This is a genomic window from Streptomyces sp. E-08 (assembly GCF_049913095.1).
In the GTDB taxonomy this organism is placed as follows: Bacteria; Actinomycetota; Actinomycetes; order Streptomycetales; family Streptomycetaceae; genus Streptomyces.
Window position 1 is genome coordinate 8,472,867 of the sequence record NZ_CP183971.1, and the last position, 23,351, is coordinate 8,496,217.

The 23,351-nt window shown below is 71.2% G+C and carries 20 protein-coding genes and 3 pseudogenes; 13 read left to right on the forward strand and 10 right to left on the reverse strand.

Annotated features, from left to right (window positions below; genetic code table 11):
- The first annotated feature begins 39 nt into the window (after positions 1–39).
- Both ACN9MM_RS38795 and ACN9MM_RS38800 read left to right on the forward strand, forming a co-directional pair.
- Positions 40–1,092 (forward strand): helix-turn-helix domain-containing protein, encoded by a 1,053-nt coding sequence (locus ACN9MM_RS38795; protein WP_426368528.1) that lies wholly within the window; start codon positions 40–42, stop codon positions 1,090–1,092.
- Positions 1,093–1,305: 213 nt separating this feature from the next.
- The gene (locus ACN9MM_RS38800; protein WP_426368529.1) at positions 1,306–2,742 is read left to right on the forward strand and encodes a lamin tail domain-containing protein; all 1,437 of its coding nucleotides are present in this window, start codon (positions 1,306–1,308) and stop codon (positions 2,740–2,742) included.
- Between the two features lie 199 nt (positions 2,743–2,941).
- Here ACN9MM_RS38800 and ACN9MM_RS38805 read toward each other — a convergent pair whose 3' ends face one another.
- From ACN9MM_RS38805 to ACN9MM_RS38815, 3 genes are all read right to left on the reverse strand, one after another.
- On the reverse strand, positions 2,942–3,394 hold the full coding sequence (locus ACN9MM_RS38805) for a peptidoglycan-binding domain-containing protein (protein WP_426368530.1): 453 nt from the start codon (positions 3,392–3,394) through the stop codon (positions 2,942–2,944).
- A gap of 351 nt (positions 3,395–3,745) precedes the next feature.
- A complete protein-coding gene (locus ACN9MM_RS38810) occupies positions 3,746–4,687 on the reverse strand; it encodes an SDR family NAD(P)-dependent oxidoreductase (protein WP_426368531.1) in 942 nt (313 codons plus the stop codon).
- A 216-nt stretch (positions 4,688–4,903) separates the two neighbouring features.
- Positions 4,904–5,470 (reverse strand): TetR/AcrR family transcriptional regulator, encoded by a 567-nt coding sequence (locus tag ACN9MM_RS38815; RefSeq protein WP_426368532.1) that lies wholly within the window; start codon positions 5,468–5,470, stop codon positions 4,904–4,906.
- A gap of 150 nt (positions 5,471–5,620) precedes the next feature.
- Between ACN9MM_RS38815 and ACN9MM_RS38820 the strand changes: the two genes are divergently transcribed.
- Positions 5,621–7,093 (forward strand): MFS transporter, encoded by a 1,473-nt coding sequence (locus ACN9MM_RS38820; RefSeq protein WP_426368533.1) that lies wholly within the window; start codon positions 5,621–5,623, stop codon positions 7,091–7,093.
- A 258-nt stretch (positions 7,094–7,351) separates the two neighbouring features.
- Here the strand turns inward: ACN9MM_RS38820 and ACN9MM_RS38825 are convergent.
- Positions 7,352–7,923 (reverse strand): annotated as a pseudogene (locus ACN9MM_RS38825) (hypothetical protein).
- Between the two features lie 432 nt (positions 7,924–8,355).
- On the opposite strand from ACN9MM_RS38825, the gene ACN9MM_RS38830 reads away from it, so the two are divergent.
- The 4 genes and pseudogenes from ACN9MM_RS38830 to ACN9MM_RS38845 all read left to right on the forward strand — a co-directional run.
- Positions 8,356–9,507: a twin-arginine translocation signal domain-containing protein gene (locus ACN9MM_RS38830; RefSeq protein WP_426368534.1), complete on the forward strand. Its 1,152-nt coding sequence runs from the start codon at positions 8,356–8,358 to the stop codon at positions 9,505–9,507.
- 234 nt (positions 9,508–9,741) lie between these two features.
- Positions 9,742–10,629, forward strand: coding sequence for a PhzF family phenazine biosynthesis protein (locus ACN9MM_RS38835; RefSeq protein ID WP_426368535.1), 888 nt, complete (start codon positions 9,742–9,744; stop codon positions 10,627–10,629).
- 593 nt (positions 10,630–11,222) lie between these two features.
- On the forward strand, positions 11,223–13,184 hold the full coding sequence (locus ACN9MM_RS38840) for an N-acetylmuramoyl-L-alanine amidase (protein ID WP_426368536.1): 1,962 nt from the start codon (positions 11,223–11,225) through the stop codon (positions 13,182–13,184).
- A gap of 92 nt (positions 13,185–13,276) precedes the next feature.
- A pseudogene (locus ACN9MM_RS38845) lies at positions 13,277–13,372 on the forward strand (transposase); the annotation flags it as partial.
- A 122-nt stretch (positions 13,373–13,494) separates the two neighbouring features.
- Here ACN9MM_RS38845 and ACN9MM_RS38850 read toward each other — a convergent pair.
- Positions 13,495–13,788 (reverse strand): annotated as a pseudogene (locus ACN9MM_RS38850) (GNAT family N-acetyltransferase); the annotation flags it as partial.
- Positions 13,789–13,953: 165 nt separating this feature from the next.
- Between ACN9MM_RS38850 and ACN9MM_RS38855 the strand changes: the two are divergent.
- The 6 genes from ACN9MM_RS38855 to ACN9MM_RS38880 all read left to right on the forward strand — a co-directional run bounded on the left by ACN9MM_RS38855 (position 13,954) and on the right by ACN9MM_RS38880 (position 17,691).
- Entirely contained in the window at positions 13,954–14,292 is a 339-nt protein-coding gene (locus tag ACN9MM_RS38855) for a hypothetical protein (protein ID WP_426368537.1), read from the forward strand.
- 274 nt (positions 14,293–14,566) lie between these two features.
- Entirely contained in the window at positions 14,567–14,746 is a 180-nt protein-coding gene (locus ACN9MM_RS38860; RefSeq protein WP_426368538.1) for a lasso RiPP family leader peptide-containing protein, read from the forward strand.
- Complete coding sequence (locus ACN9MM_RS38865; protein ID WP_426368539.1) at positions 14,746–16,638, forward strand: asparagine synthase-related protein; 1,893 nt, start codon at positions 14,746–14,748, stop codon at positions 16,636–16,638. The genes ACN9MM_RS38860 and ACN9MM_RS38865 overlap by 1 nt, the downstream gene beginning before the upstream one ends.
- Entirely contained in the window at positions 16,598–16,921 is a 324-nt protein-coding gene (locus tag ACN9MM_RS38870) for a hypothetical protein (protein ID WP_426368540.1), read from the forward strand. Before ACN9MM_RS38865 ends, ACN9MM_RS38870 begins: the two co-directional genes overlap by 41 nt.
- Positions 16,918–17,346 carry a lasso peptide biosynthesis B2 protein gene (locus tag ACN9MM_RS38875; RefSeq protein WP_426368541.1) on the forward strand — a complete coding sequence of 143 codons (429 nt, stop codon included), beginning with the start codon at positions 16,918–16,920 and terminating at the stop codon, positions 17,344–17,346. The genes ACN9MM_RS38870 and ACN9MM_RS38875 overlap by 4 nt, the downstream gene beginning before the upstream one ends.
- Positions 17,347–17,478: 132 nt before the next feature.
- Entirely contained in the window at positions 17,479–17,691 is a 213-nt protein-coding gene (locus ACN9MM_RS38880) for a hypothetical protein (protein ID WP_426368542.1), read from the forward strand.
- A gap of 57 nt (positions 17,692–17,748) precedes the next feature.
- Here ACN9MM_RS38880 and ACN9MM_RS38885 read toward each other — a convergent pair whose 3' ends face one another.
- The 5 genes from ACN9MM_RS38885 to ACN9MM_RS38905 form a co-directional block, all read right to left on the reverse strand.
- Positions 17,749–18,234, reverse strand: coding sequence for a hypothetical protein (locus ACN9MM_RS38885; RefSeq protein WP_426368543.1), 486 nt, complete (start codon positions 18,232–18,234; stop codon positions 17,749–17,751).
- A gap of 142 nt (positions 18,235–18,376) precedes the next feature.
- Positions 18,377–19,249 carry an RNA repair domain-containing protein gene (locus ACN9MM_RS38890; protein WP_426368544.1) on the reverse strand — a complete coding sequence of 291 codons (873 nt, stop codon included), beginning with the start codon at positions 19,247–19,249 and terminating at the stop codon, positions 18,377–18,379.
- 316 nt (positions 19,250–19,565) lie between these two features.
- Positions 19,566–20,648 carry a Rieske 2Fe-2S domain-containing protein gene (locus ACN9MM_RS38895; RefSeq protein ID WP_426368545.1) on the reverse strand — a complete coding sequence of 361 codons (1,083 nt, stop codon included), beginning with the start codon at positions 20,646–20,648 and terminating at the stop codon, positions 19,566–19,568.
- A complete protein-coding gene (locus ACN9MM_RS38900; protein ID WP_426368546.1) occupies positions 20,645–21,700 on the reverse strand; it encodes an MDR family NADP-dependent oxidoreductase in 1,056 nt (351 codons plus the stop codon). The genes ACN9MM_RS38895 and ACN9MM_RS38900 overlap by 4 nt, the downstream gene beginning before the upstream one ends.
- Positions 21,697–23,340, reverse strand: a complete 1,644-nt coding sequence (locus ACN9MM_RS38905) for a phytoene desaturase family protein (RefSeq protein ID WP_426368943.1) — start codon at positions 23,338–23,340, stop codon at positions 21,697–21,699. The genes ACN9MM_RS38900 and ACN9MM_RS38905 overlap by 4 nt, the downstream gene beginning before the upstream one ends.
- Positions 23,341–23,351: the final 11 nt, after the last annotated feature.

The following is a 23,351-nucleotide window of genomic DNA, read 5'->3' on the forward strand; positions in this document are numbered from 1 at the left end:
TCAACCGGGGTGGGGGAAGGCCTAGTGGGAGAAGGACACATGCTGGCGGCGGCAGGGGTCGGCGCCGCGGAGGAGCGGGTGTACCGCTTCCTCGTCGGGGTACGGGAGGCCGACGCCGCCGGAATCGCCGCGCAGTTGGGGCTCGACGTGACGCGGGTCCACTGGCTGCTCTCGTCACTCCACGACAAGGGCCTGGTCGGGCGGGCCGCCGAACCTCCGGAGGGCGGTCCCGAGCGGTACGTGCCGATGGCTCCCGACGCCGCGCTGCGTCCCCTGCTGCTCCGTGGGCACGAGGCGCTCGAATGGGCGCGGCGGGGCGTGGAACAGCTCGCCGAGGAGTACCGCGCCGGCGGGCGGCGGCACGACGCCGGGCAGCTCGTCGAGGTGATCACCGGGGCCAGCGTGATCCGGCAGCGACTGCGGCAGATGGCGTACGGGGCCGGCGAGATGCGCTGGCTCTGCAAGGCCCGTCCTGTCGCCCTGGCGGCGGCGGAGAACGACGAGGAGTGGGAGCTGCTCGCCCGGGGGGTGCGCTACAAGACGATCTACGAGCGTGAACTCCTCGAAGGCCCCGGGATGGTTGACAACGTTGCCCGGAGCATTCGTGCGGGCGAACAGGCCCGGGCCGTCGGAAAGCTCCCGGTGCGGCTGGTGATCGCGGACAGCTCCATGGCCATCTGCCCCCTGGTGTACGAGAGCGGGGTAGGCGTCGACGGCGCGGAGCGGGCGGCCGGCGCGGCGGACCGGGCGGGCGAACCGACAGCCGCCGTGATCCACAGCAGCAGCCTGCTCGACGCGCTGATCGCCCTCTTCGAGAGCCAGTGGTCGGCGGCGACGCCGCTGCACGTGACCGACTCCGGCGAACTGGCCGACTTCGACGGCAGCCCACGGCCGGCGGTGCACCTCGCCGACGACGAGCGGTATCTGCTGTCCCTGATCGTCGCGGGGGTCGCGGACAAGGCCATCGCCTCCCAGCTGTGGGTCAGTCAGCGCACGGTGCAGCGCAGGATCCAGGCCCTGATGCAGCGCGCCGGGGCCCTGACCAGGACCCAGCTGGTGTGGCAGGTGGCGCAGCGGGGGTGGCTGGGGTAGGGGGCGGGACGACCGGGTGGCCGTCAGTGGTGGCGGAGTCAGGTATCGCTCACCATGGACACCGGTGTTCCCTTGAGTGGTGGACGGATCGTCGACGTGTCGTTCGGCGTGCGTTCACCCGGCGACCGGGCCGATGCCGAGCGCTGTTCGGCATCGGCCGGGACTCTCGTCTCGCTCAGTCACCACACCCCTTCTCCACCCGGGACGGACACCGTGTTCGAAGTACGCGCTCGCCGTGAGCGTCGTCGCCTCGCCCTCTTCCGCCGCGCCGCGCTCCGCCTGGTCGTGGCCGGCTCCACGACGGCCGCCGCGTTGGTGCTCGTGCCCGCGGCCCAGGCGGCGCCGGCGGACGACATCCGCATCAACGAGGTGGTGACGACCGGCAGCGTCAACGACTCGATCGAGCTGTTCAACAAGGGCGCGGCCGCCGTCGACATCTCCGGCTGGGTCCTCAAGGACGACAACAACAGCTCGAAGTTCACCGTGCCCTCCGGGACGACGGTCGGCCCGGGTGCCGCCCGGGCGTTCGACGTCTCCGCGTCGTTCGGTCTCGGCTCCGGAGACAAGGCCCGCCTCTACCTGCCCGGGGGCAGCACGCTGGTCGACAGCTTCACGTGGACCAGTCACTCCGCCCCGTCCTGGTCGCGGTGCCCCGACGGCACCGGTGCGTTCGGCCAGACGGCACTGACACTCGGCGCGCTCAACAACTGCGGCGGAGGCGGTACGGGTCCCCAGGCCTGGCCCGGCGGCAGCTCCGTGGCCACGGCCGACGGTTCCGATGTCTTCGGCTCGGACCTCAGCGGCCTGTACGAGGAGGGCTCCGTGATGTGGGGCGCCCAGAACTCCGGAAAGCTGTGGCGGCTGGTGCGCGACGGCTCCGGCGGCTGGCGGCCGGACACCGCGAACGGATGGACCTCCGGAAAGACCCTCCGGTTCCCCGGCGGCACCGGCGCCCCCGACAGCGAGGCCGTGACGCTGACAGCCGCAGGCGCGGCGGGCGGTGCCTTCGTGGCGAGCGAGCGCAACGGCGACGCCTCCGGCACCAGCCGCCTGTCCGTCCTCCGGTACGACGTCACCACGGGCACCGGCACCTCCCTGACCGCCACGAAGGAGTGGAACCTGACGGCGGGCCTGCCGTCCGTCGGCTCCAACGCCGGCTTCGAGGCGATCACCTGGATCCCGGACGCCACGCTCACCGCGGCGGGCTTCAAGGACGAGTCGAACGGCGCGGCCTACGACCCGAACCGCTTCGGCGCGCACACCGGCGGCGTCTTCTTCGTCGGTGTGGAGGGCACCGGATCGGTCCACGGCTACGTACTGGAGGTCGGCGGCACCGCCACCCGGGTCGCCACGATCAGCAGCGGCATGTCCGGAGTCATGGAGCTCCAGTGGGAGCCGCAGGCCGCGCGGCTGTGGCTGGTCTGCGACGACACCTGCTCCGGCCGGCACCGGACCGTGAAGATCGGTGCCAACGGCACCTTCACCCAGGACGCCGTCTACAACCGTCCGTCCGGCATGGCCAACCTGAACAACGAGGGCTTCGCGCTCGCCGCCGCCGACGAGTGCGCGGGCGGCACCAAGCCCGTCTACTGGGCGGACGACAGCAACACGAGCGGACACGCGATCCGCAAGGGCACCGTCACCTGCTGACACCTGCCCGCGGTGTCACCACGAGATCGAGGGGCGTCCGACACGGCCGAGGCCGAGGTCGTGCGCCCCTCTGGTGACCACCACCACGCCCAGCGGAAACGTCCCGGCACCACGCTCCCGAACACGCAGGGTGGTCGCCCACGATCCGGTGCCGAGCCACGAGCGCGAACGGTGACGCCCGGCCGCGCTCCCCGATGGGTCAGTGCGCGCCGGCACCGGACAGGGTGTTGCAGGTGTTGTAAGCCCCCTCCATGTTCCTCCAGTGCCACTTCAGCCTGTCGCGGGTCTGGGGGCCGTAGATGCCGTCGGCGGTGAGGCCGAGGCTGGCCTGGACGCGCTTGAGGGCTGCCGTGGTGTTCGCGCCGAAGACGCCGTCGATGCCACCGACGTCCTGCCCGTAGCAGTAGTTCAGGGTGTCCTGCAGGTGGTACACCTGCATGCCGCTGGCGCCGGCGCGCAGAGTGCAGACGTTGCTGCCCTGGGGCCCGATGGTCGGGACCTTCGTGTACCAGTCATTGGTGGAGCCGCTGTAGTAGATCGCGTAGTCGGTGCAGCCGGGCGTGGCCGCGTGCGCGGCAGGGCTGAAGCCGATCAGGCCGGCGGTCATCGCTGCGACGGAGCCGAGCGTGGCGAGTGTGCGCTTGAGGTTCATGGGCGGGTCGACCTCCGGGGTGCAGTCACGTGCGTGCTGATGGTTGCGGTCGGCGAGTACCGATCCGACGCCGAGGAACCTAGCGGTGATTCCGCTCCCCGGATCCGCTCGCCGATGAGCGTCCCGGGCCCGTCCCACGTCCCGGGAAGGGACGGAGGGACACCGGAGAGTGGATCTTCCGCCGTCCATGGAGCCCTGCCCGGCCTGCGGGGCACGCCCGCCCACCTGTTCCCGCAGGCGTCCCCGGTGCGTCCCGGGCCCATGTCCCGACTCTCCGCAGCCCTGACCGGGACGCTTCGTTCCTGAACACGGTCCCCACGAGGGAGCGGTCCCGGTGGGGGCGGGCCGGAGCTATCCGGAGACGGTGCTGAGGTCGACGCCGGTCAGATCACAGCTCGCGTGCCACAGCCGCGCCGCGACGGCGGAGTCGGCCAGGTGGTCCCAGACCGCCTCACGTCGAGGCTCGCCGCGCAAGCCGAAGACGCGAGGCCCCCAGAGCTGGCCGCCACATACGGCCGGGTCGAGCACCGCCCGGACCGCGGGCCATGCGCCGGCGTGCTTGCCCTGGACGAGAAGGGCGGCAGGTGCCGCGCTCAGCCGTGCGCCGGTGGTACGCACATGGACCGGCGGTCGCGACGGGGTGAGGGAGTCCAGCGCGCCGCCGGGATGGACCACCACGCTCGCCACCGCACGGTCGGCGGCACGCAGACGACGATCGAGTTCGAGGCCGAAGTACATCTGCGCCAGCTTGGAGCGTCCGTAGGTGCGCTTGGCCCGGTAGTCCTTCCGGGACTGCAGGTCGTCGAGGTCGAGCCGCTCGGACTTCGCCGCGAAGCTTCCCACGGTCACAACGCGGGCAGCCGGCGCGGCGGACAGCAGTGGCATGAGCCAGTGGGTCAGTACGAAGTGTCCAAGGTGGTTCGTGCCGAACATGAGCTCGTGGCCGTCCCCCGTCTCTCTGCGGGGCGGGTCGTCGAGCGCGACGCCCGCGTTGTGGACCACCGCGTCAAGGCGCTCCACCCCCAGTGCCTCCACCGCGGCTTCGAGCGACGAGAGGTCGGCCAGGTCCAGCCGTACGGCCCGCACCCGCGCACGGGGGACACGCGCACGAATCGAGGCCATGGCGACCTCCGCCTTGTCGGGCCTCCGACTGCCGAGCACGACGGTGGCTCCGGTAGCCGACAACTGCTCGGCAGTGAAGTACCCGATGCCGGCGTTACCGCCGGTGATCAGGAAGACGCGCTCACCGGCACCAGGCAGGCGTTGCACATTCCAGGACGAGGTGGACGACATGGCGAAGGGACTCCCTAGCTGTTGCGGGCGGTTGCGGCTGTTCCTAGCGGCAACGCGACACCCACGGTTCCAGGGAGCACCGGCAGATCGCCGACGTACCACCGACACCCCCGCCGGCCCGCCGACACGCGCCCGACACGGTGCCGGCCCGTCGCCGCACACCTCGCGCAACCTTGGCGCCGTGTCCGAGGGCTGATCCCCGGGGCCGGGGTGAGGTCACAGCATTCGGTCGACCAGCCCGTCGACGTAGTCCGGAGTGAGCGGGACCATGCCGAACAAGACGCGGATGTACATCGGGGCCAGGATGTGGTCCAGCACGCCGAGCGCGTCGGGTGCGTTCTCGCCCCGTTCGCGGGCGCGATCGAGCATGGACTGCAGTTGCCGCATGCGTTCGGTGCGGAGGTCGTCGCCGGCCTGCAGCCCCTGCTGACCGTTGCCCGACAGGGCGACGGCCAGGCGCACCACGGCCACACCGTCGGGTCCGGTGATCTCGCGGGCCACTTGGGCCGCGTATGCGCGCAGGTCGCCGGCGAGACTCCCGGTGTCGGGCATCGGCGACCGCGCGTTGAGGCGGGTGAGGGCCACGTCGGTGAGCAGGGTTTCCAGATTGCCCCACCGGCGGTAGATGCTGCTGTCGGCCACTCCCGCGCGAGCCGCGACCTCGCCGACGGTGAAGTTGCCGTAGCCGCGCTCACTGATCAGGTCGGTGACGGCCTGGTGTACCTCCGCGCCGATGCGGGCGCTGCGCCCGCCGGGCCGCCGGGCTCGCTGTCGCTCGTTCATGCCCCCACCTTAACGCAGTCACCGCTTGCGTTTGTGGTGCGCCGCCCCTACAGTCACCTAACGCAGTCGCCGACTGCGTTAGTGATCTGGTGTTTCGCCACCCGCGCCGACCGAGGCGCCGGGCGCAACCGACGACGGAGAGGAATCCCCATGGCTGTATCGCCTGTGGCAGTAGGCAGTCGACCAGACCGGGCCGTACTGCTCGCGGTGACCTGCCTCGGCCAGTTCATGGTCCTGCTCGACAACACGATCGTCGGAGCGGCGCTGCCCGACATGCAGCACCGGCTGCACACTCAGCTGACCGGTCTGCAATGGATCGTCGACGCCTACGTACTGCTGGTCGCCATGCTGCTGCTGTCCGGCGGTGTCTTCGCCGATCGGTTCGGCCGCAAGCGGGTCTACCTGACCGGCGTGGCGGTGTTCACCGCCGCGTCGGCGCTGTGCAGCATCGCGCCCTCGCTCGGCTGGCTGGTCGCCGGCCGGGTGCTGCAGGGCATCGGAGCCGCAGCGCTGAGCCCTGCCTCGCTCGCCCTGCTCGTCGCCGCCCATCCCGTGCCGCAAGAACGGATCAAGGCGATCGGGCTGTGGGCCGGATTCAGCGGAATCGGTCTGGCCGCGGGCCCCGTGGCCGGCGGCGTGCTGACAGACGCCTTCGGCTGGCCCGCCATCTTCCTCATCAACCTGCCCATCGGCGCGGCCCTTCTGCTGGTCGGTCTGCGGAGCCTCGGAGAGACCCGCAATCCGAGCGCCCCGGCGATCGACATCCCGGGAACGGTGCTGTCTGTTCTCTGGGTGGGTGCGCTCACCTACGGGCTGATCGAGGGTGGTGCCCGCGGCTGGACGTCGCCGGTGATCCTGGGAAGCTTCGCCGCCGCGGTGACCCTCCTTGCCGCCTTCGTCGCCGTCGAAGTGCGCCGCCCCGCACCGATGCTGCCGCTGCGGCTGTTCAGGGAGCGCCTGTTCAGCGTGTCCAACACCGCCATGATCGTGGTGGGGTTCGCGCTCATGGGCTCGTCGTTCTTCTTCTCCCAGTTCTTCGTGTACGTCCAGGGCAGCTCGATCCTGCGCGCCGGACTGCAGACCCTGCCGGTGTCCCTCGGCATGGTGATCGTCAGCCCGTACGCGGGCCGGCTCGCCGCCCGGTACGGCTTCCGCGTCGTGGTCACCATCGGCCTGGCTCTGGCCGGCCTGGGGCTGCTGGCGCTCGGCACGGTGCACGCCGACACCGGCTACGGGAACGTGTGGTGGCGGCTGGGAGCCGTCGGCATCGGCTTCGCCCTGACGCTGTCCCCACTGACGGGAGCCGCCATCCAAGCGGTCAGCCCGCAGGAAGGCGGCCTCGCGTCGGGCATAAGCAGCACCACCCGGCAGATCGGGGCGGTGCTCGGCGTAGCAGTACTCGGAGCCGTCGTCCGCACCCGCCAATCCGACGGCGCGTCCTTCGAGGCCGGCCTCGACAGCGCCTTCCTCGCCGCCGGAGCCGTCACTCTGGCCACCGCCGTGTTCACGGGCCTGTGGCTGGCAAGGTCCAAGCCCGCGGAAGGCTCCGCAGCGCCGCAGCGTTCCGCGGATCCAGATACGGCCACCGCCGTGCACGAGGCAGCCGCGAACAGCCCGGGTTAGACCAAGATCATCCCATGGCCCGTCTCCTCCGTATCCGGGACCGCGACAATCCCGACGACCCGACCGGTCTCGGGGCCGCAACGTCCAGTGGTCCAGAGCGGCTTGTCATCGACGAGCGCTGCGCGCTGGGGACGGGCACCAGGCGCGGTTCGCCAAGCCCCCAGTTCCAGCGGAGCCTGCCGGCACGCGTCGCAGGCAGGAACGGTGCTGGCCTGAGCCGCATGCCGACGGCACAGCCCTGCCCGGTGTGGCGCGACGTCAGCTGTCGCCGAGCTCGGCCACGACGAGGTCGGTGAGCAGCGCGCCGGCAGTGCCCTCGGGGTCGAGGTCGGGGTCGTAGATGGTGACGTTGAGACCGACGCAGCGCGGTGAGCGGACGAGCGGGCGGAGGAGAGCGGTCAGCTCGTCGCCAGGGCAAGCTCCTCGCCGCCGGCCGCGCCGATCCGGTCCGAGTTTCCCGGGTTGCGGAAGTCCGGGGAGGCGACGACGGAGGCAAGGCCGTAACGGCCGAGCCGACGCAGAGCGAGCGCGGCACCCAGCTGGATCGAGCAGTCCCCGCCCAGGACGAGCGTGAAGTCACCGGCCGACACATGGCGTTCGATCCGGTCGGCGAGACGGACGGCGTACGTGGCGAGGGCCGCCGCGTTGAACACCCCGTCACCCTCCCGCCAACTGCCGCGGTCGTACCGGGGCGGCACCACCACCCCGCCCTCACACGCCCCGAGCCGTCTCATGATCCCGATCTCGCGCAACGCTCCGGCAAGCTTGTAGCAGTCGGGCATGGTATCGGGAGCCGGCGGGCGCAGGCCGAGATTGGACGGGGCGTCGATATCACGGTACTCCGCTTACGGGCCATCCTCACCGCGCCGGTGCACGAAAACAACGGCTTTCCCCTTGCTGGTGCCAACGGCCCCGGAGGCGTCGACGGACACCTGATGAGGCGCGTCTGCCCAACACCGAACTCAAGCTCCGTGAGCTGTTCGCGAAGGTGCAGGCCGGCTACCCCTGGTCGCCGACCCCACGACCAGGGCCCTCGATGGGAGCCCCGGCCGCGTCAAAGACCGCCGCACAACCGATACGAGACAACCCCATGCGCATCCGATACGAGACAACCCGATGCGCGTGGGTGCTCGGGATCGTTGTTCGTCTGCCGGGAACACCGGCGCGTCGGTGTCTTCCCCGCGGGGAGGGAGGGCCGCGCGCCGTCGACTTCGTGTTCCCCGCCCCTCGCTCGGCGAGTGGGCCCTCACGGAAGGCGGAGAATGACCACGCGCAGAAGCTTCCTCGGCCGTACCACCGCGGCCGGCGTCATGGCGGGCCTCGCGGCCCCACCGGCGGCGGCCGAGGCCGGCAGTGGGGCACGTCCCAGCACCCCGGCCGTTCGGTGCGGTCGGGCCCGCGACGCGATCGTGGCGGTCAACAGCGGTATGCGGTCGCACTACGCCGCGCTCAAGTCGGATCTGATCGCGCAGCTCAGTCCCGTCCTCGTGGTCCAGAACGACGCCAGGGGCGGAAGGTTCACCCTCGTCCATGACGGCACGCAGGAGTCGCTGCATCCCGTCGGGGAGGTGTTCGAGCTCGCGAAGTCCGTCAGCCATGTGCCGCTCGGCGTCTTCTCGATCATCGCGCCCCACCTGAGCGACAGGGTTCCGAACGTCCCCGGCGCGGACCGAATCGACGCGCACGACCTCGCCATGGTCGCGTTCAAGGACACCGCGACCACCGACTGGATCGCACCGCTCCGGCAGTACGCCGACACGCTGGCCAGGGCACGGCGCCAGCTCGACCAGGCCGGCATCCCGCCGGAGATGGTGGTCTCGTGCGCGCGGGTACTCGACGGCGCGCTCTCGTTCATCGAGGTCTCCACCGCGGCCCGGTCCTTCGACATCAGGTCGTTCGAGGACTTCTCCTCCAGCGTGTACGCGGGCATCCGTACCAACATGAGGTACGCGGCCGAGGCCCAGATCGCGGGCGTGCAAGGCATCCTGCGGAAGTGGCGGACCCGGATCGGTGAGGAGGCGTGGCAGGACCTGTACACGGTCGTGCTGTCCCAGTGGGCCACGTCCGAACTGAACCAGAACTCGATCATCATCAGGCCGTGCATGAACCCGGCGAAGGTGGCCACCCACCTGATCGACCTGCCGGCCGCCGAGCCGCTCTCGGACCCGGTCTTCGTGGCCCTGGACAACCTCGCCCGGATCGTGCAGGACAACATCGCGGCCGAGTTGGTGTTTCCTTCGGACCGGGCGGCCGCCGATGCGCTCAAGGGCCCGCAGGATCTGCTCGCCGACGAGATCCTGGACCAGCTCGGCGCGCCGGCATACTCCACTCCTGTCGAGGCCGGGAGGGGCGCCTGCCCTGTCATCCGAAAGGGCCCGGCTTCTCAGGAGGACGGTACGGCGCACGACCGCTGACGCCGGTCGCGCCTCCGGGGCCGCCCCGTCGGCCGTGGCGCGCGGGTCAGCCGCCCGAGGCCGCCGGTGCTCGTCGGAGCCATACCCTGTGGGCGGCGACGAGCACCTGGGCGAGGACGGTCGCCTCACGATCCGGACGTAAGCCGAGATTGCCGAGGTCGTGACCGCGGAGCGGAGCTCCGAGAGGGTCCCTGTCTGGGGAACCAACCCGGGGATCCTCGACGTTGCCCCGGCATGACCTCCGCACGGGAAACCCCCGACGTCCTGCGCTACACCGCCTTCTCCGAAGATCCCGAGGGTGGAAATCCCGCCGGAATCGTTCTCGATGCCACGGGCCTCAGCGACGAGGAGATGCAGGCGATCGCCGCCGAAGTCGGCTACAGCGAGAGCGCGTTCCTGACAGCGCCGTCCGAGGGAGCGGGCTCCGCCGCGTCGGACGCCGGGCGTGCGTACACCATCCGCTACTTCAGCCCCAAGGCGGAAGTGCCCTTCTGCGGTCACGCCACCGTCGCGACGGCCGTGGCCCTCGGCGAGCGCATCGGTCCCGGCGACCTGGTATTCACCACGCAGGCCGGGACCGTGCCGGTCACCGTGACGCGAGAGGGCGGGGTGCTGCGGGCCACACTCACGAGCGTCGAGCCGCACATCGAGGAGATCGCGGCCGATGACCTGGCAGAGGCACTCGCCGCGCTCGACTGGCCGGCCGGCGACCTCGATCCCGCCCTGCCTCCCCGCATCGCCTTCGCGGGCGCCCGCCATCTGGTCCTTGCCGCCGCGAGCCGAGAGCGCCTGGCCCGCCTGGCGTACGACTTCGCCCGCCTGGAGGCCCTCATGCACCGGCTCGACCTGACGACGCTGCAGTTGGTCTGGCGCGCCTCTGCGGAGGTCTTCCACGTCCGCGACCCGTTCCCGGTGGGCGGTGTGGTCGAGGACCCGGCGACCGGGGCGGCGGCCGCCGCCTTCGGCGCGTACGCCCGTGAACTCGGACTCGTGCCCGAGGCGACGGTCCTCACCCTCCACCAAGGGGAGGACATGGGACGCCCCGGCGTCCTGACGGTGGAACTGCGGGCGGGTGACCGGCGGATCAGGGTCGGCGGCGCAGGGACCCGCATCCCGGCCTGATCCACACGACAGGCCTTGGGACTTGTCCGGCCCATGGAAGACCGTGTACGAACGCCACCGCATGCGGTGAGCGGACGGGACCTGGGAGCGTCTGTTCCAACAGGTTCGGGCGGCGGCCGATGCGGTGGGTGGGACCGAGAGCCTCGTCGCCCGGCTGGTGCTGGAGCGGAGGACCTGGGCCGCTCGCGAGGCGGGTTCACCAGTAGGCCGCGCTTGAGTGCGGAGGGCGGCAGCCGCCCTCCGCACTCAATGGCGCAGACTGCACCCAGTTCCTCGCCGTGGCGGGAGAAGATCCGCGTCCCCGTCCCAGGCCGGGAAGGCCGCGCATCAAGCCGGACGGCCTCGCTACCGACAGAAGCGCCACGCCGTCGGGCGGGCGATCAACCCGCGGTGTCGGAGGGGAAGCTCAGCCGCAGTTCTCCACAGGCCACCTCTTGCTGCACGGGATTCGAACGGCGACGCGGGACGGGGCGGCGACGGGACCGGGCGGCGACGGCTGCCCGGTCCCCACGCGTCGGATCACTGCTCTGGTGCGGTGACGCGGCCGCGTGGGTGCGGCGTGTCGGTGGGACCGGGAGGCGACGGTCCCAAGGATGGTGGCGGCCGCGGCATCAGCCTCGGCCAGACGACGACCGCCAAAGCGAAGTGGACGTGCTGTGACCAGAAGACGCAGGCGGCACCAGGGTCTCGGCGCTGTGGGAGTGGCGGCAGCCCTCATCTGGGGATGTGCCACTGCTGGGAATGCCCGGCCCTCCGACGCGCCGCCCGACGGCTTCGAGCGGGCGGCCGAGCAGGCGGCAGCGGAATTCGGTGTGCCGGAGGAAGTGCTTCTGGGCGTCAGCTACGCGTCCTCGTGGTGGGAGGCCAACGAGGGCCGCCCCAGCACCAAGGGTGGCTACGGTCCGATGCACCTGACGGACACGACTTCCGGAGGAACGTACGCCCACCGCCCGGGCGAAGGGCCGGTGGACGCGACGGGCACCGACGACCCGTCCGAGCACACCCTGCAGGCTGCCGCCGCGATGATCGGCGTCGAGCCCCGGACTCTCCAGCGGGACGAACTGCAGAACCTTCGAGGCGGCGCGGCACTGCTCGCCTCGTATCAGCGGCAGATCACCCACGGGATTCCGCTCGACCCGGGTAGCTGGTACGGGGCTGTGGCGCGCTACAGCCAGGCCGCCGACACCGCCACGGCCGGACGGTTCGCCGATGGTGTCTTCGAGGCGATCCGCACCGGCACGCAGAGGGTGCGCAAGGACGGCCAGAGGGTGTCGCTGCCGAAGACGCCGACCGTCCGCCCGACGAGGTCACAGCTCGCGTCCCTGGGGCTGCGGACGTCGGCCGCGGCGACGGCGCCGGAGTGCCCCAGCGAGCTGCATTGCCGGTTCGCACCCGCCGCTGCCTCGAACTACCAGGTGTCCTCGCGGAACTCGAACGGCATGGGCGTCGACTTCATCGTCATCCATGATCTCGAAGGCTCCTACGACGGGGGAGTCAGCTGGTTCCAGGACCCCGCCAGCGGGGTCTCCGCGCACTACGTGATGAAGGCCGACGGCAGTGAGGCAACGCAGATGGTTGCCACCAAGGACATCGCATTCCACGCCGGAAACTACTGGGTCAACCTGCACGGCGTCGGTATCGAGATGGAGGGATACGCCGCCCAGGGGCCGACCTGGTTCACTCCGGCCCAGTACAAGGCGACTGCCGCGCTGGTGCTCTACCTGGCGCGGCGCTTCGACGTCCCACTGGACCGCAAGCACATCATCGGACACGACAACGTCCTTCCGCCGAGGCCGGCGCGCGCGCCGGACGCACACTGGGACCCCGGCCCCTACTGGGACTGGGAGAAGTTCATGGCTCTCCTGACCGCCGATCACCGCCAGGAGAGCAAGGCCGAGGCAGGAAAGACGGGCGGGAACATCGGAATCGGACAGGCGGTCACGATCGCCCCGACGTACAGCAAGAACGCACAGCCGGTGACGGTGTGCGCCCCGACGTGCCGGACCCAGACACAGCCCTCGAACTTCCTGTACGTCCGCACGGAGCCGCGCGACGACGCCCCGCTCGTCTCCGACCTCGCCCTCCGTCCGGACGGCTCGTCGGGAACCGACCGCATCGACGACTGGGGATCCACCGCGATGTGGGGGCAGGAGTTCGTGGTCGCCGACGTGAGAGGGGACTGGACAGCCATCTGGTTCGGTGGGCAGAAGGGGTGGATTCACAACCCGGCGGGCGAGAACACCCGCCCCGCTCCGAACGCGCGAATCGTCCGTCCCGCGAGCGGGGCCAAGTCGGTCGCCCTCTACACGACGGCCTACCCCCGCGCCGACGAGTACCCCCAGGGACTGCCGGTCTCGGCACAGACACGGTTCACCATGTACACGTTCCCCCAGGGGCAGGCGTATGTAGCCGCCCGCACACCGGTGGAGGCCGACGACTTCTTCCCCGCCACACCTACGCGCTCGGAGGTTGTGGTCACCGGAGACCAGAAGTACGAGGTGATCCAGTACAACCGGCGCCTGGCTACCGTGAACACCGCGGAGACAGGGCGATGACCCCGGAACCGGCCCGCGGCTCGGAGTGAGCCACAGCGGAGCCGCGGCGACACGCCCACGGCTTCGCACCACGTACGGCGCCCGATGCCGCGCTTCAGGCAGCGGGCGACGCGGCGGGTGAGATCGACTGGGGCATCGCGGTGGACTCCACCACCGTGCGGGCGCATCAGCACGCGGCCGGGGCTCGCGCAGCCCCGCCGTCGGCTCCCGCGTCAAAAGGGGCCGACGCGGCAGAATGCTGATTACCGCTTCGGCGATGTGCTGCCTCGACCATGAAGGTCACGGCGACGGCGAGCCCCGCCGACGTCGGTCATCTGCCCCTGTCCGCCACGTCGGCGTGCAGGTCGAGAGTCCAGTTCTGGCCGACGAGATCGTGGCCGTAGCTGTGGTGTCGTTCCTCGTCGGCGAGTTGGAAGCCGAAGCTCTGGTAGATCCTGCGCGCCGCCGTCAGTACGTCGTTGGTCCACAGCGTCACCTGTTCGTAGCCCGCCTCACGGGCGAAGGCGAGGCACTCCTCGACCAGACGCGTCCCGAGGCGAAGGCCCCTGCCCTCCGTGGTGACGAGCAGGATCCGCAGCTTGGCCACCTTCGGCTCATCGCCTGCGAATCACTGCGCCCCCTGGCCGAGGCCATCGGTTCGAGCCCGCGGGTCCTCCTCTTCCTCTTCGGAAGCAAGGACGGCCTGCTGAAGGCCCTGCTGGCGCGCGCCCGCGCCGACGAGCTGGCGCTCCTGGAACGGGCCGGGCAGCCCGATCGCCCTGCCGGACTCGTGCCGGCCGTCGAACAGGTCTGGACGTGGCTCGCCGCGAAGGAGCACCGGCCGCTGCTGCGCCTCTGGGCCGAGGCGTACACGCGCTCCGTCATGCAGCCCAGCGGGGCCTGGGCCGGGTTCGCCCGTGCCACGGTCGAGGACTGGCTCGGGCTCCTGGCCAGCTCCCAACCACCGTCCGAACGTGACAGCGAGCACGGTCTCACCCGTCGCACCCTGGCCTTGGCCGTACTGCGGGGTGCTCTGCTCGACCTCCTCGCCACGGACGACGAGAAGCGGCTCACCGAGGCCGTCTCGCACCAGCTCACCCTGCTGCGTGACGACAGTGAGTGTGCCTGACGGCCGAGCACCTCCGGCCGGGGGACACGGCTGGCCGGTTCGACCACCTCGACGAGCGATCGTCGAAGGGCAGCGGCAATACGATCCGGCCAATGTGGGGCGGTGTGGGGAGGAGGGGCCGATTCCCCACCGTGCCGGGATGGACTCGCCGGTGTGGACTGGTCATGCTGACACCTTCGGAAAGCCTCGCGGAAGGCATCACAGACGGTAGGCATCACAGACGGTCCTTCACGGTTGTCACAGTGTTCCTGACGATCCATCGGGAGTGAGAGCGATGAACTCTGCACACCAGCACCGCGACCCCGCACACGAGAATTCCCCGACGACCGCGGCGGACGGCCGCGACCCCGAACTGCTTCTGGTGGACGCCGGATCGGTGCGTGACGTCACCCTGGGGAACTGGTCGCACGGCCACCCCGACGACACGCAGCACTGGACGCCGATCGACGACTGATGCGCTGGGCGGCCGGGTTCCGGGCAGGACCGGACACGAGCGGGACGCCGATCCCGGCGCCTGTCGCCGGGGAGGAGATCCCCGGCTTCGCCTCGGCGTGGACCGTCGGACCCGTCCTGGTGTGCACGGTCGAGGGCGACGGCCCCGGACCGTCCCGGATCGCGGCCGTCGGCGACTGCCCGCCCACACGTGACGAACTCGCCGCCACGCTCCGGGCGATTCGGACCGGGAGGCTGGAGCGGATGCCGGAACGGCCGGGTTCGTGTCTGCTCGTGGCCGAGACCCCCGACCGCACGGTGGTCGTCGGCGATCACGCCGGGGTCTGGCCGGTGTTCTACCGTACGGATCCCGACGGCGGCGTCTGGTGGTCGAACGCGGCGACACCGCTCGCCGCGCTCTCCGGCCCGCCGATCCCGGAACTCCGCGCGCTCGCGGCCCGCACCGCAGTGCCCGACGTGGTGCTCGACCCGCACACCAGCCTGTTCCCGCGGGTCGCCCGCGTACCGCCCGGCATGGCCCTGCTCTGCGAACGCGGCTCGGCCCGCCTTGTCCGTACCGGTACCGCCCGGGCGTACGCGGAGCCCCTCACCCTGTCGGAAGGGGCCGGGCTCCTGCGCACCCGGCTGACCGAGGCGGTCGACCGCCGCGTACGGTCGACCGCGCTCCGCTCCGCCGACCTGTCCGGAGGGCTCGATTCCACGACCCTTGCACACCTGTCCGCGCGGGCGGGCAAGACCCACGCCGTCACGTACACCGACGAATGGCTGCGCAACGACGACCTCCCGTACGCGACCGCCGCCGCCGACGCGATGCCGGGCGTGGTCCATCACGTCATGCGCGGCGACCGCTCGACCCTCCACTACGCCGGCCTCGATCCGGAACATCTCGCCGTTCCCTTCTCCGACGCCCCGAGCCCCACCGTCGTGCTGTGGGCGATGAAGGCGAGGGTCCTGGGCGCGATGGCCGCGCACGGCTCGCGCGGCCACTTCGTGGGCACCGGAGCCGACACCGTGCTCACGGCGTCCGGTGTCCTGACCGACGCCCTGCGCGCCGGACGACGTCGTGAGGCCGCCGTGGTGGCGAGGGCGGCGGCCCGGGTCACCCACACCTCCGTGTGGAGCCTGTGGCGGGCCGCCCGGTCCAAGGCCGCGCTCACGCTTGCCGTGGAGGCCGGGCACCTCGCGGCCCGGCTGCGCGGGCCCGCGGCTCCGGCTGCCACGGCGCATCGGGGGAACGGCGGCGCCGACGCCGCATGGCTGCCGGTCCAGACGGTCGCCGACTGGATGCCGCGCCCGGCCCGCGACCTCCTGGCAGATCACGTGACGGACACCTGCCGGTCCCGCGAACGGCCGGACCGCCTCGCACCCTGGCGCGACGCGCACGGCCTGGCCAGGGTCGGCGACGACGTCGCCCAGTATGCGCACCTCGCCGCGAGCCTGGGCATGCCCCTCTGGGCCCCTTTCCTGGACGACGAGGTGGTCGCCGTCTGCTTCGGCGTACCGCCCGAGGAACGGCATGTGCCCGGCGCGTACAAGCCGCTGCTGACCCGCGCCATGCGTGGCATCGTCGCCGACACGGTCCTGGACCGCCGTACCAAGGGAACCTTCGGCGGGCCCGTCTACGCGGGCCTCGCCGAACACTGCGCCGCGCTCACCGAGCTGCTGGGCACGGACTCCCGGCTCGCCCGCCTCGGACTCGTCGATCCTGCCCCCGTGTCCGCCGTACTGCGCCGAGCGGCGCCGGGGCTACCGCTGCCGCTCGGCTCGGTGCACAACCTCGTCGCCGTCGAGGTGTGGCTGCGACAGCTGGAAACCCGGAGCCGCTCGACATGGTGGAAGGAGAACCGATCCCGTGCCCTGGGTCCTGCCCCGTACGGTGCACGTCGTCCATGACGACATCGCGGGCGCCGCTTTGCTCGACGAGCGCTCCGGACGCTGGTACCACCTGTCCCGGCCAGGAGCCGCTCTCCTCAGAGCCATCCTCGCCGGAGCCGACCCGGAGGCCGCCGCAGCCGATGCAGCCGTACCGGGTGACGACGCGTCGCGCTCGGACCGCGCCTTCCTCGCCCTGTTCCACGACCTGCGCGCCGCAGGACTCCTGGTCCGGCACTCGGACGTGCCGCCGCGCCGCCGACGGCCGTTGACCGCACTGTTCACGAGGAGGACCCGACGATGAGCCTGCCCGTAGCCACTGCCGCCGGCCCACGGCCCTCCTGGCCCCAGCTCCTGTGCGGATCCTTCGGTTTCCTCACCGCCGTCCTCCTGTTGCGGCTTCCGCTGCACCGCACCACCGCCCTCGTGCGCCTGCTGCACCGTCTGCCCCTCAGGGAACCGGAACAGCCCAGGGCCGCCCGCATCGTCCAGGCTGTGCGCTCCGCCGGCGCCTGGTGGCCGGGGCGCGCGGCCTGCCTCGAGACCTCGCTCGCCGCGAGCCTGGCGGCCGTCGCCCAGGGCTATCGCCTCTCCTGGTGCCTCGGCGTGCGCTTCCTCCCACCGCCGCGCGTCCACCACGCCTGGGTCGAGACCGCGTCCGGCCCGACCGGCGAACATGAGACCGCTCTGCCACACGGCTGGCCCTACACCACAGCCCTGCGCGTGTGAGGTGTGCCGGTTACCAGGCGGAACCCTTTCTCGCAGCCCCCGGCGAGGATGTCGCTCGCGCCTTGACATCCGTCCCGAACCTCGTGGTGGCGAGGGGCGTGTCCCCTCGCGGCGCGCGTCGTTGAGTCGAGCATGACGATCTTCAACCGCCGCGTCCTCACCGCCGCCACCATCGCCGCCACCGCGGTCCTCGCCTCGGCCGGGGCGGCCTCGGCCGACAGTGTCGGCAACAACCTTCCCGGGGTCGGACTCTTGTCTCAGACCTTCGGAAACGGCGACCAGCAGGCCAAGGCCGCCGACACCCTGCCCACCCACAACGCCCTCAACAACGTCACCCTCCCCTGACCGAAGTCGGATCTACGTCTCCTACCAGCGAGATCTGCCGCATGAGCAGCCGGGCGATCAGTCCCATGCGTTGAAGAGTGTTCCGCCGAGCGTGGTGATGCCGTAGGTGCGAATGTGGCGCCACTCGTCCTTCGTGAGCATCGAGGTGTCCAGGGCTGAGAGGGGTGTGGCGAGCCGCTCGCTGGACAGGACCGTGAGGCCTGCTTCGGTGAAGGTGGACGCCCACAGGGGAGGCGGGAGGAACTCCTCCGCGTACCAGTTCCGGCGTTCGTGAGCGAAGGCGATCCAGGGGTGATGGGCGTGACACAGAATGACGCTCTCGCCCGTGCGGTCGATGACCGACGCGGTGTGGAAGGTCCGGGGGTACTCCTGGACCTCGATCTCGCCGACCTGGCCTTCTGCGGCTCGGGCGGCGGCATACAGGGCGGTACGGAACACCCGCAGGTCACTTTGCGGAAGCGGGCCGTCCCCAGGCACGAAAAAGCCTGTCGACCCCCGCGTCAGTGTGAAGCCCGAGTTCCCCTCATCGATCATGGCGCTCATTCTGCCCGGTGCGACTCGCCCGTTCCGGTGCCGCTGGACGCGCCCCCGGACCCTGCTCACCTACACCTACACCCGCGCCGACACCATGAGCCCCGTGCCCGGCCACGCCATCCGGCCGAGGGGAGGAGTTTCGTGAGACGGATCATCGTTCGGCAGGGGGTGGTGACGGCGAAGGTTCGCTCGGGAAGGCCGGCCCCTCCGGCAGACGTACGTTCCCGCTGCCGAGTGCGACGCGCGCCCGGACCCGCATCGGCTCGTCGCCGTGTCGGGAGAGCACGGCCAGTTCGTCGACCCGGGCCGTCATGGGGCCGAGGAGGGCCTCCACCTTGCGGGCCAGGAGGTGGGGGTCCGGGGTACGGCCGAGGGACAGGTGCGGGGTGAAGCCGTGAGAGTGCGATCCGCACAGCGGGAACCGCAGCTCCAGGGACTCCCGCAGCCGCGCCCAGGGCTCCTGGTCGGTGGCGGCCGGGTCCAGCCAGACGGTGGCGTCCGCGCGGTGGCCGAACCAGTGGACGCCCGCCAGACGAGCGGTGAACGGCCGCGTCTCGGCGAGCGCCGCGGCGACCAGCGGCAGGGCCCGAGTGAACTCGGCCTCGGGGACGAAACCGAAGAGCACGTTGACGTGCGGCGGCCAGCGGTGGATCTGCCGGTCGTGCTCGCGGCGAATGTGCTGGATCGGTGGCCACAGCTCCGCGGGAGGCAGCCAGGCGACGGTACTGCGGTTCGTCGGAGGGACGACGAGGACGTCGCCGGGCGCCGGGGCCGGTACGGGATCGACCTGACCCGCGAGGGTCTCACCGAGCATGTCGGTGCCCGAAGCGCGGTCCCAGACGATCTGGCCGTCCGCCTCGAAGAACACCACCCGGTGCCAGGGGACCTCCCCGCCCGGCACGAAATCGCCGAACAGGACCCGCTTCGGCGAAGCCCCGCGCTCCGCGATCCCCACCACGAACCGCTCGGGGTCGAACCGCGGGTCCCAGAGCACACGGTGGTAGATCTCGTCACTGGTGTGCACCTCAGCACCTGCCCTCGACTACCAGAGTGCCGCGCCCCCGGCCGGCCCTGCAAGCCGGTGCCCGGCCCGCCCGCGTTGCTGCGGGCTCGGCCCTGCCGAGGCCGATGTCCTTCCCACAGCCGCATCGGCATTCACCGGCCGGAATGCATCACCAGCGCAGGTTCAAGGAGGGTGGTATCCGCAGCTCCAGGGGCGTGGTGACGCTCACGGCGCCGCCGCACAGCCGCGCCGTCGTCAGCCGGAGTTCGTCGACTTCGCGGCGACACGACTCGCAGCGCGCCGGGGTGCGCGAGACCTCCCCGGCGCGAGGTGGCGCTCAGGTCGCCCTGCTGCCCTCCGTGGAACGGACCGACGCCGGTACGTGCGTCCGCAGGCGGTCCGCCGGATAGAACTGGCGGGCCCAGTGCCGGAACGGACCGATCGGACCGTCTCCCCGGGCCAGCCGGGGTGGCGACTGATAGCGCTTGGTCGCCCAGACCGGGAAGTCCTGGGCGACGAACTCGCAGTTCCCACGGAACATCAGACCGGCCAGCAGGCGCGACGCCGAGCGGCTCAGCCAGCGGGCCACGGGCTCCGGGAGGGCACCCGGTTCCGCCACGTCGAGCCAACTCGCCTGGCGGAGCTGGAACGCGGCGGGTCTGATCATCGTGGCCGCGTACATCGCGCAGGTACGGACCCCGAACCTCGGGAGGGCGGTGCACACGTGTACGCGGCTGATGCCGCAGCCCTCGAGCGTCACCTCCAGGGGGCTCTCGCCCAGCAGCGGCACGCGTTCGCGGGAGCGCACCGACACCCGGAAGCTCCGTCCCTCGAACGTGGCGGGTTCGGCGACCTCGGACTCGCCCCAGCCGTGCAGGGGTGTGAAATGCCCGAGGTCCACCGCGTTCTCGACGACGTCCTGGCTGTGGCCGGCCATCTCCCAGGCGGCGAGGCGGGGGGCCCGCGAACCGAGGGTGTGCCAGTCCGGGAGCTCCCAGTCCGGTGCCCGCCCGTCGTGGTGGCGCCAGACGAAGACGGCGTCGTTGACCTCGCGCACCGGCAGCGGAGTCAGGTCGGACGACGGCGGCGGTGGTGTCCCGTATCCCGTACGCACGCAGGAGCCGTCGGGGCCGAAGGCGAAGCGGTGGAAGGGGCAGATCAGGTCGTCTCCCTCCACCGAGCCGAGTCCGAGATGGGCCCCCAGGTGCGGGCAGTAGGGGCGGACCGCGCGGACCTCGCCGTCACGGAGCCGGTACAGCACCACGTCCTCGCCCTGGAGCGGCCGGGTCAGCACCGTGCCCGGTACGAGTTCCGAGGAGAACGCCACCGCGAACCAGCCGTCGGGGTACGGCAGGCCGGGTTCGTGGGCGTCGGCCGGGCTCGGTCCCTCGGTGAGGGGTCGGGTGTGCCTGCGGTTCACAGCTCGACCAGCACCTTGCCGAAGGACCCGGCCCGGTCGGTGTACAGGCTGCGGTAGGCGGCGGGAATGCTGTCGAAGCCCCGGTGGACGGTCTGCTGGTAACGGACCTCCCCGGCCCGGACCAGCGGGCCGAGGTCCGCGTGCAGGGCGGCCCAGTTCTCGTCGGTGAACCACTCCAGTGCGAAGATCCCACGGATCGTGGTGCGGGGGAACATGATGTACGGCAGCAGGCGCGGGCCGGACCACTCGCCGCCGACCTGACTCGCCCATTGCCAGCAGACCGCGACCTGGCTGTCCACGTTGAGCATGGGGAACACGGTGTCGGTGATGACGCCGCCGAGGTTGTCGAAGTACTTGTCGACTCCGCTGGGGGCCGCCTTGGAGAGGTCCTCGCGCAGCTGGGCGGCGTCGCCGCCGTGCCGGAAGGCGACCACGGCGTCGAAGCCCAGCGCGGTCAGCCGGGCCGCCTTCTCCGGCGAACCCGTGGTGCCGACCACCCGCGCGCCGGACCGCTTGGCCAACTGGCCGACCAGAGTGCCGATCGCTCCGGACGCGCCGCTGATCAGCACCGTGTCGCCGGGCCGGACGGTCATGAACTTGTTGAGGGTGCCCCAGGCGGTCATGCCCGCACCGCCCAGGACGCCGAGCGCGGTGCTCAGCGGCAGCGCGTCGTCGTAGTGGGCCGGGTCAAGACGGCGGTAGGCGGGGAAGACCATCGGGAACGTTCCGGTCTGCCACAGCGCGGGCGCACCGGTGCTGACCAGGTGCGTGCGCCAGCCGCCGAAGCCCTGGACGAGATCGCCGGCGCCGAACCTGGCGCGCGGCCCGGCGGCCAGCACCTCCATGATCGAGTCGGCGCCCATGTGGTCGCCGACCGGCGTGTCGAGGGCGATGCCCTGGAGGTACGGGTCGACGGAGACGTACCGGGTCCGCAGGAGCATCTCGTCGTCGGCCAGCTCCGTGTCGAGGTCCTCCACCACCTTCACGTACATCCGGTCCACGTCCGGGACGCCGTCGTTGTGCTCGCTGACGATCCACTTCTCGGTCTTCAAGGGGTTGCTCCTGCCGGGTCGGTGAGTTGGACGGGGAGGGGGGCGCTGTGGTCGACGGTGGCGGTGAACGGCCGGCCGTCGTCGCGGCAGACGAACTGCATGACGTGCCGTCCGGAGGCGGCGGCCCTGATGAGGCCGCCGGTGGTGGCCCAGACCCCGGACAGGTAGAAGTCGGCGAGCCCGGGCAGACCCGGTCCGTGGCGCTTGACCTCCTGCTCCACGGTCTCGCCGCTCGTCACGAAGGGCTGCCATCCGAGGACCGTGCCGTCGTAGTTGCCGGTGTAGCGGACCTGGGTGAGCGGGGTCGACACGTCCCGTACCGCGATCGCGTCCCTCAGCCCCGGGTGGCGCTCCTCGAGGAAGTCCGTGATCGCGTCCCGCACCTGCCGCTTGGCCCGCTGGTACTCGCGTCCGCGTCCGACCGGCAGGGTGTGCAGCTCCGCACCGCGGCGCGTTCGCGTCGCCTGCTCGGGACCGGTGCTCAGCTCCCGCCAGGGGGCGATGTCGCAGAAGTACGTGGCGTAGACGACGGAGGTGCCCGGGGGCGACAGCTCCGGGTAGTGCCGGCTGCGGAACTGGACGTTGATGCTGGGGTGGCGGATCCCGGTGAGCCGGGCCGCGAGGTCCTCGCCCAGGAGGTGGGTGGTGCAGGGCTCGCCCTCGGGGAAGGGACGGCGCAGGCCGAGGAAGACGGTGAGGTAGCCGGGGAAGACCATGCCCGGTTCGGCGATGGTCCTGGTGTACAGCTCCCGGTAGGCGTCGGTGAGGTAGCGGCCCTTCAGCAGGTCCAGCAGGGTGGTGCGGCCGTCGCAGGCGGAGACCACGATGTCGGCCCTGAGCTCGGTCCCGTCGCTCAGCCGTACGCCGGCCGCCCGGTCCTCCTCGACCAGGATCTCCTCCACCTTGGCGTTGTACGTGACCTGGCCGCCGAGCCCGAGGTAGCGCTGCTCGACCGAGCGCGCCAGGCCGAGCGAGCCTCCCTCGGGCACACCGGCCGACTGGTCGGCGTGCGCGGCGAGCTGGAAGTAGAACGGCAGGACCGGGAAGTTGGGGTGCTTCTCGTACAGGATGAAGTTGAAGGCCTCGCGCAGCAGAGGGTCCTGGAACCGCTGGGAGTAGTCCCGCATGAGCACGGTGAGGGAGCGCCGGATCACGTTGAAGTAGGGAACGAAGGAGGCCAGCATCCGCCAGCGCTCCCTCCGGCCCATCAGGCCGACCGGGGTGAGGAAGGGATAGCGGGCCAGGGCGCGGCGGAACGTGCGCAGTCCGGTGCAGAAGTCCCGGATCGGCCGGGCGTCGCCGGGGGAGAGGGCGAGCAGATGGGCCTGCAGGCGGTCCGGGTCGGAGTAGAAGTGGACCGCTCGGCCGTCCCGGCCGCGCACGGTGTTGAAGACGTCGAAGTTGCGCATCCGCTTGCCCTGGAGGGCGCCCAGCTCCAGCCAGATCTGGTGCATCTCGTTGCCGGGGCCGCTGCCGAGGAGCCAGCTGACGCAGCAGTCCAGGGTGAAGTCGCCCCGGTCCCAGGCGGTGCAGGAACCCCCGGGGATCTCGTGCATCTCCAGCACTCGGCTGCGGTAGCCGTTCATCTGGGCGTAGCAGCCGGTGGACAGGCCGCCGAGACCCCCGCCCACGATCAGCATGGTCCTTCTCG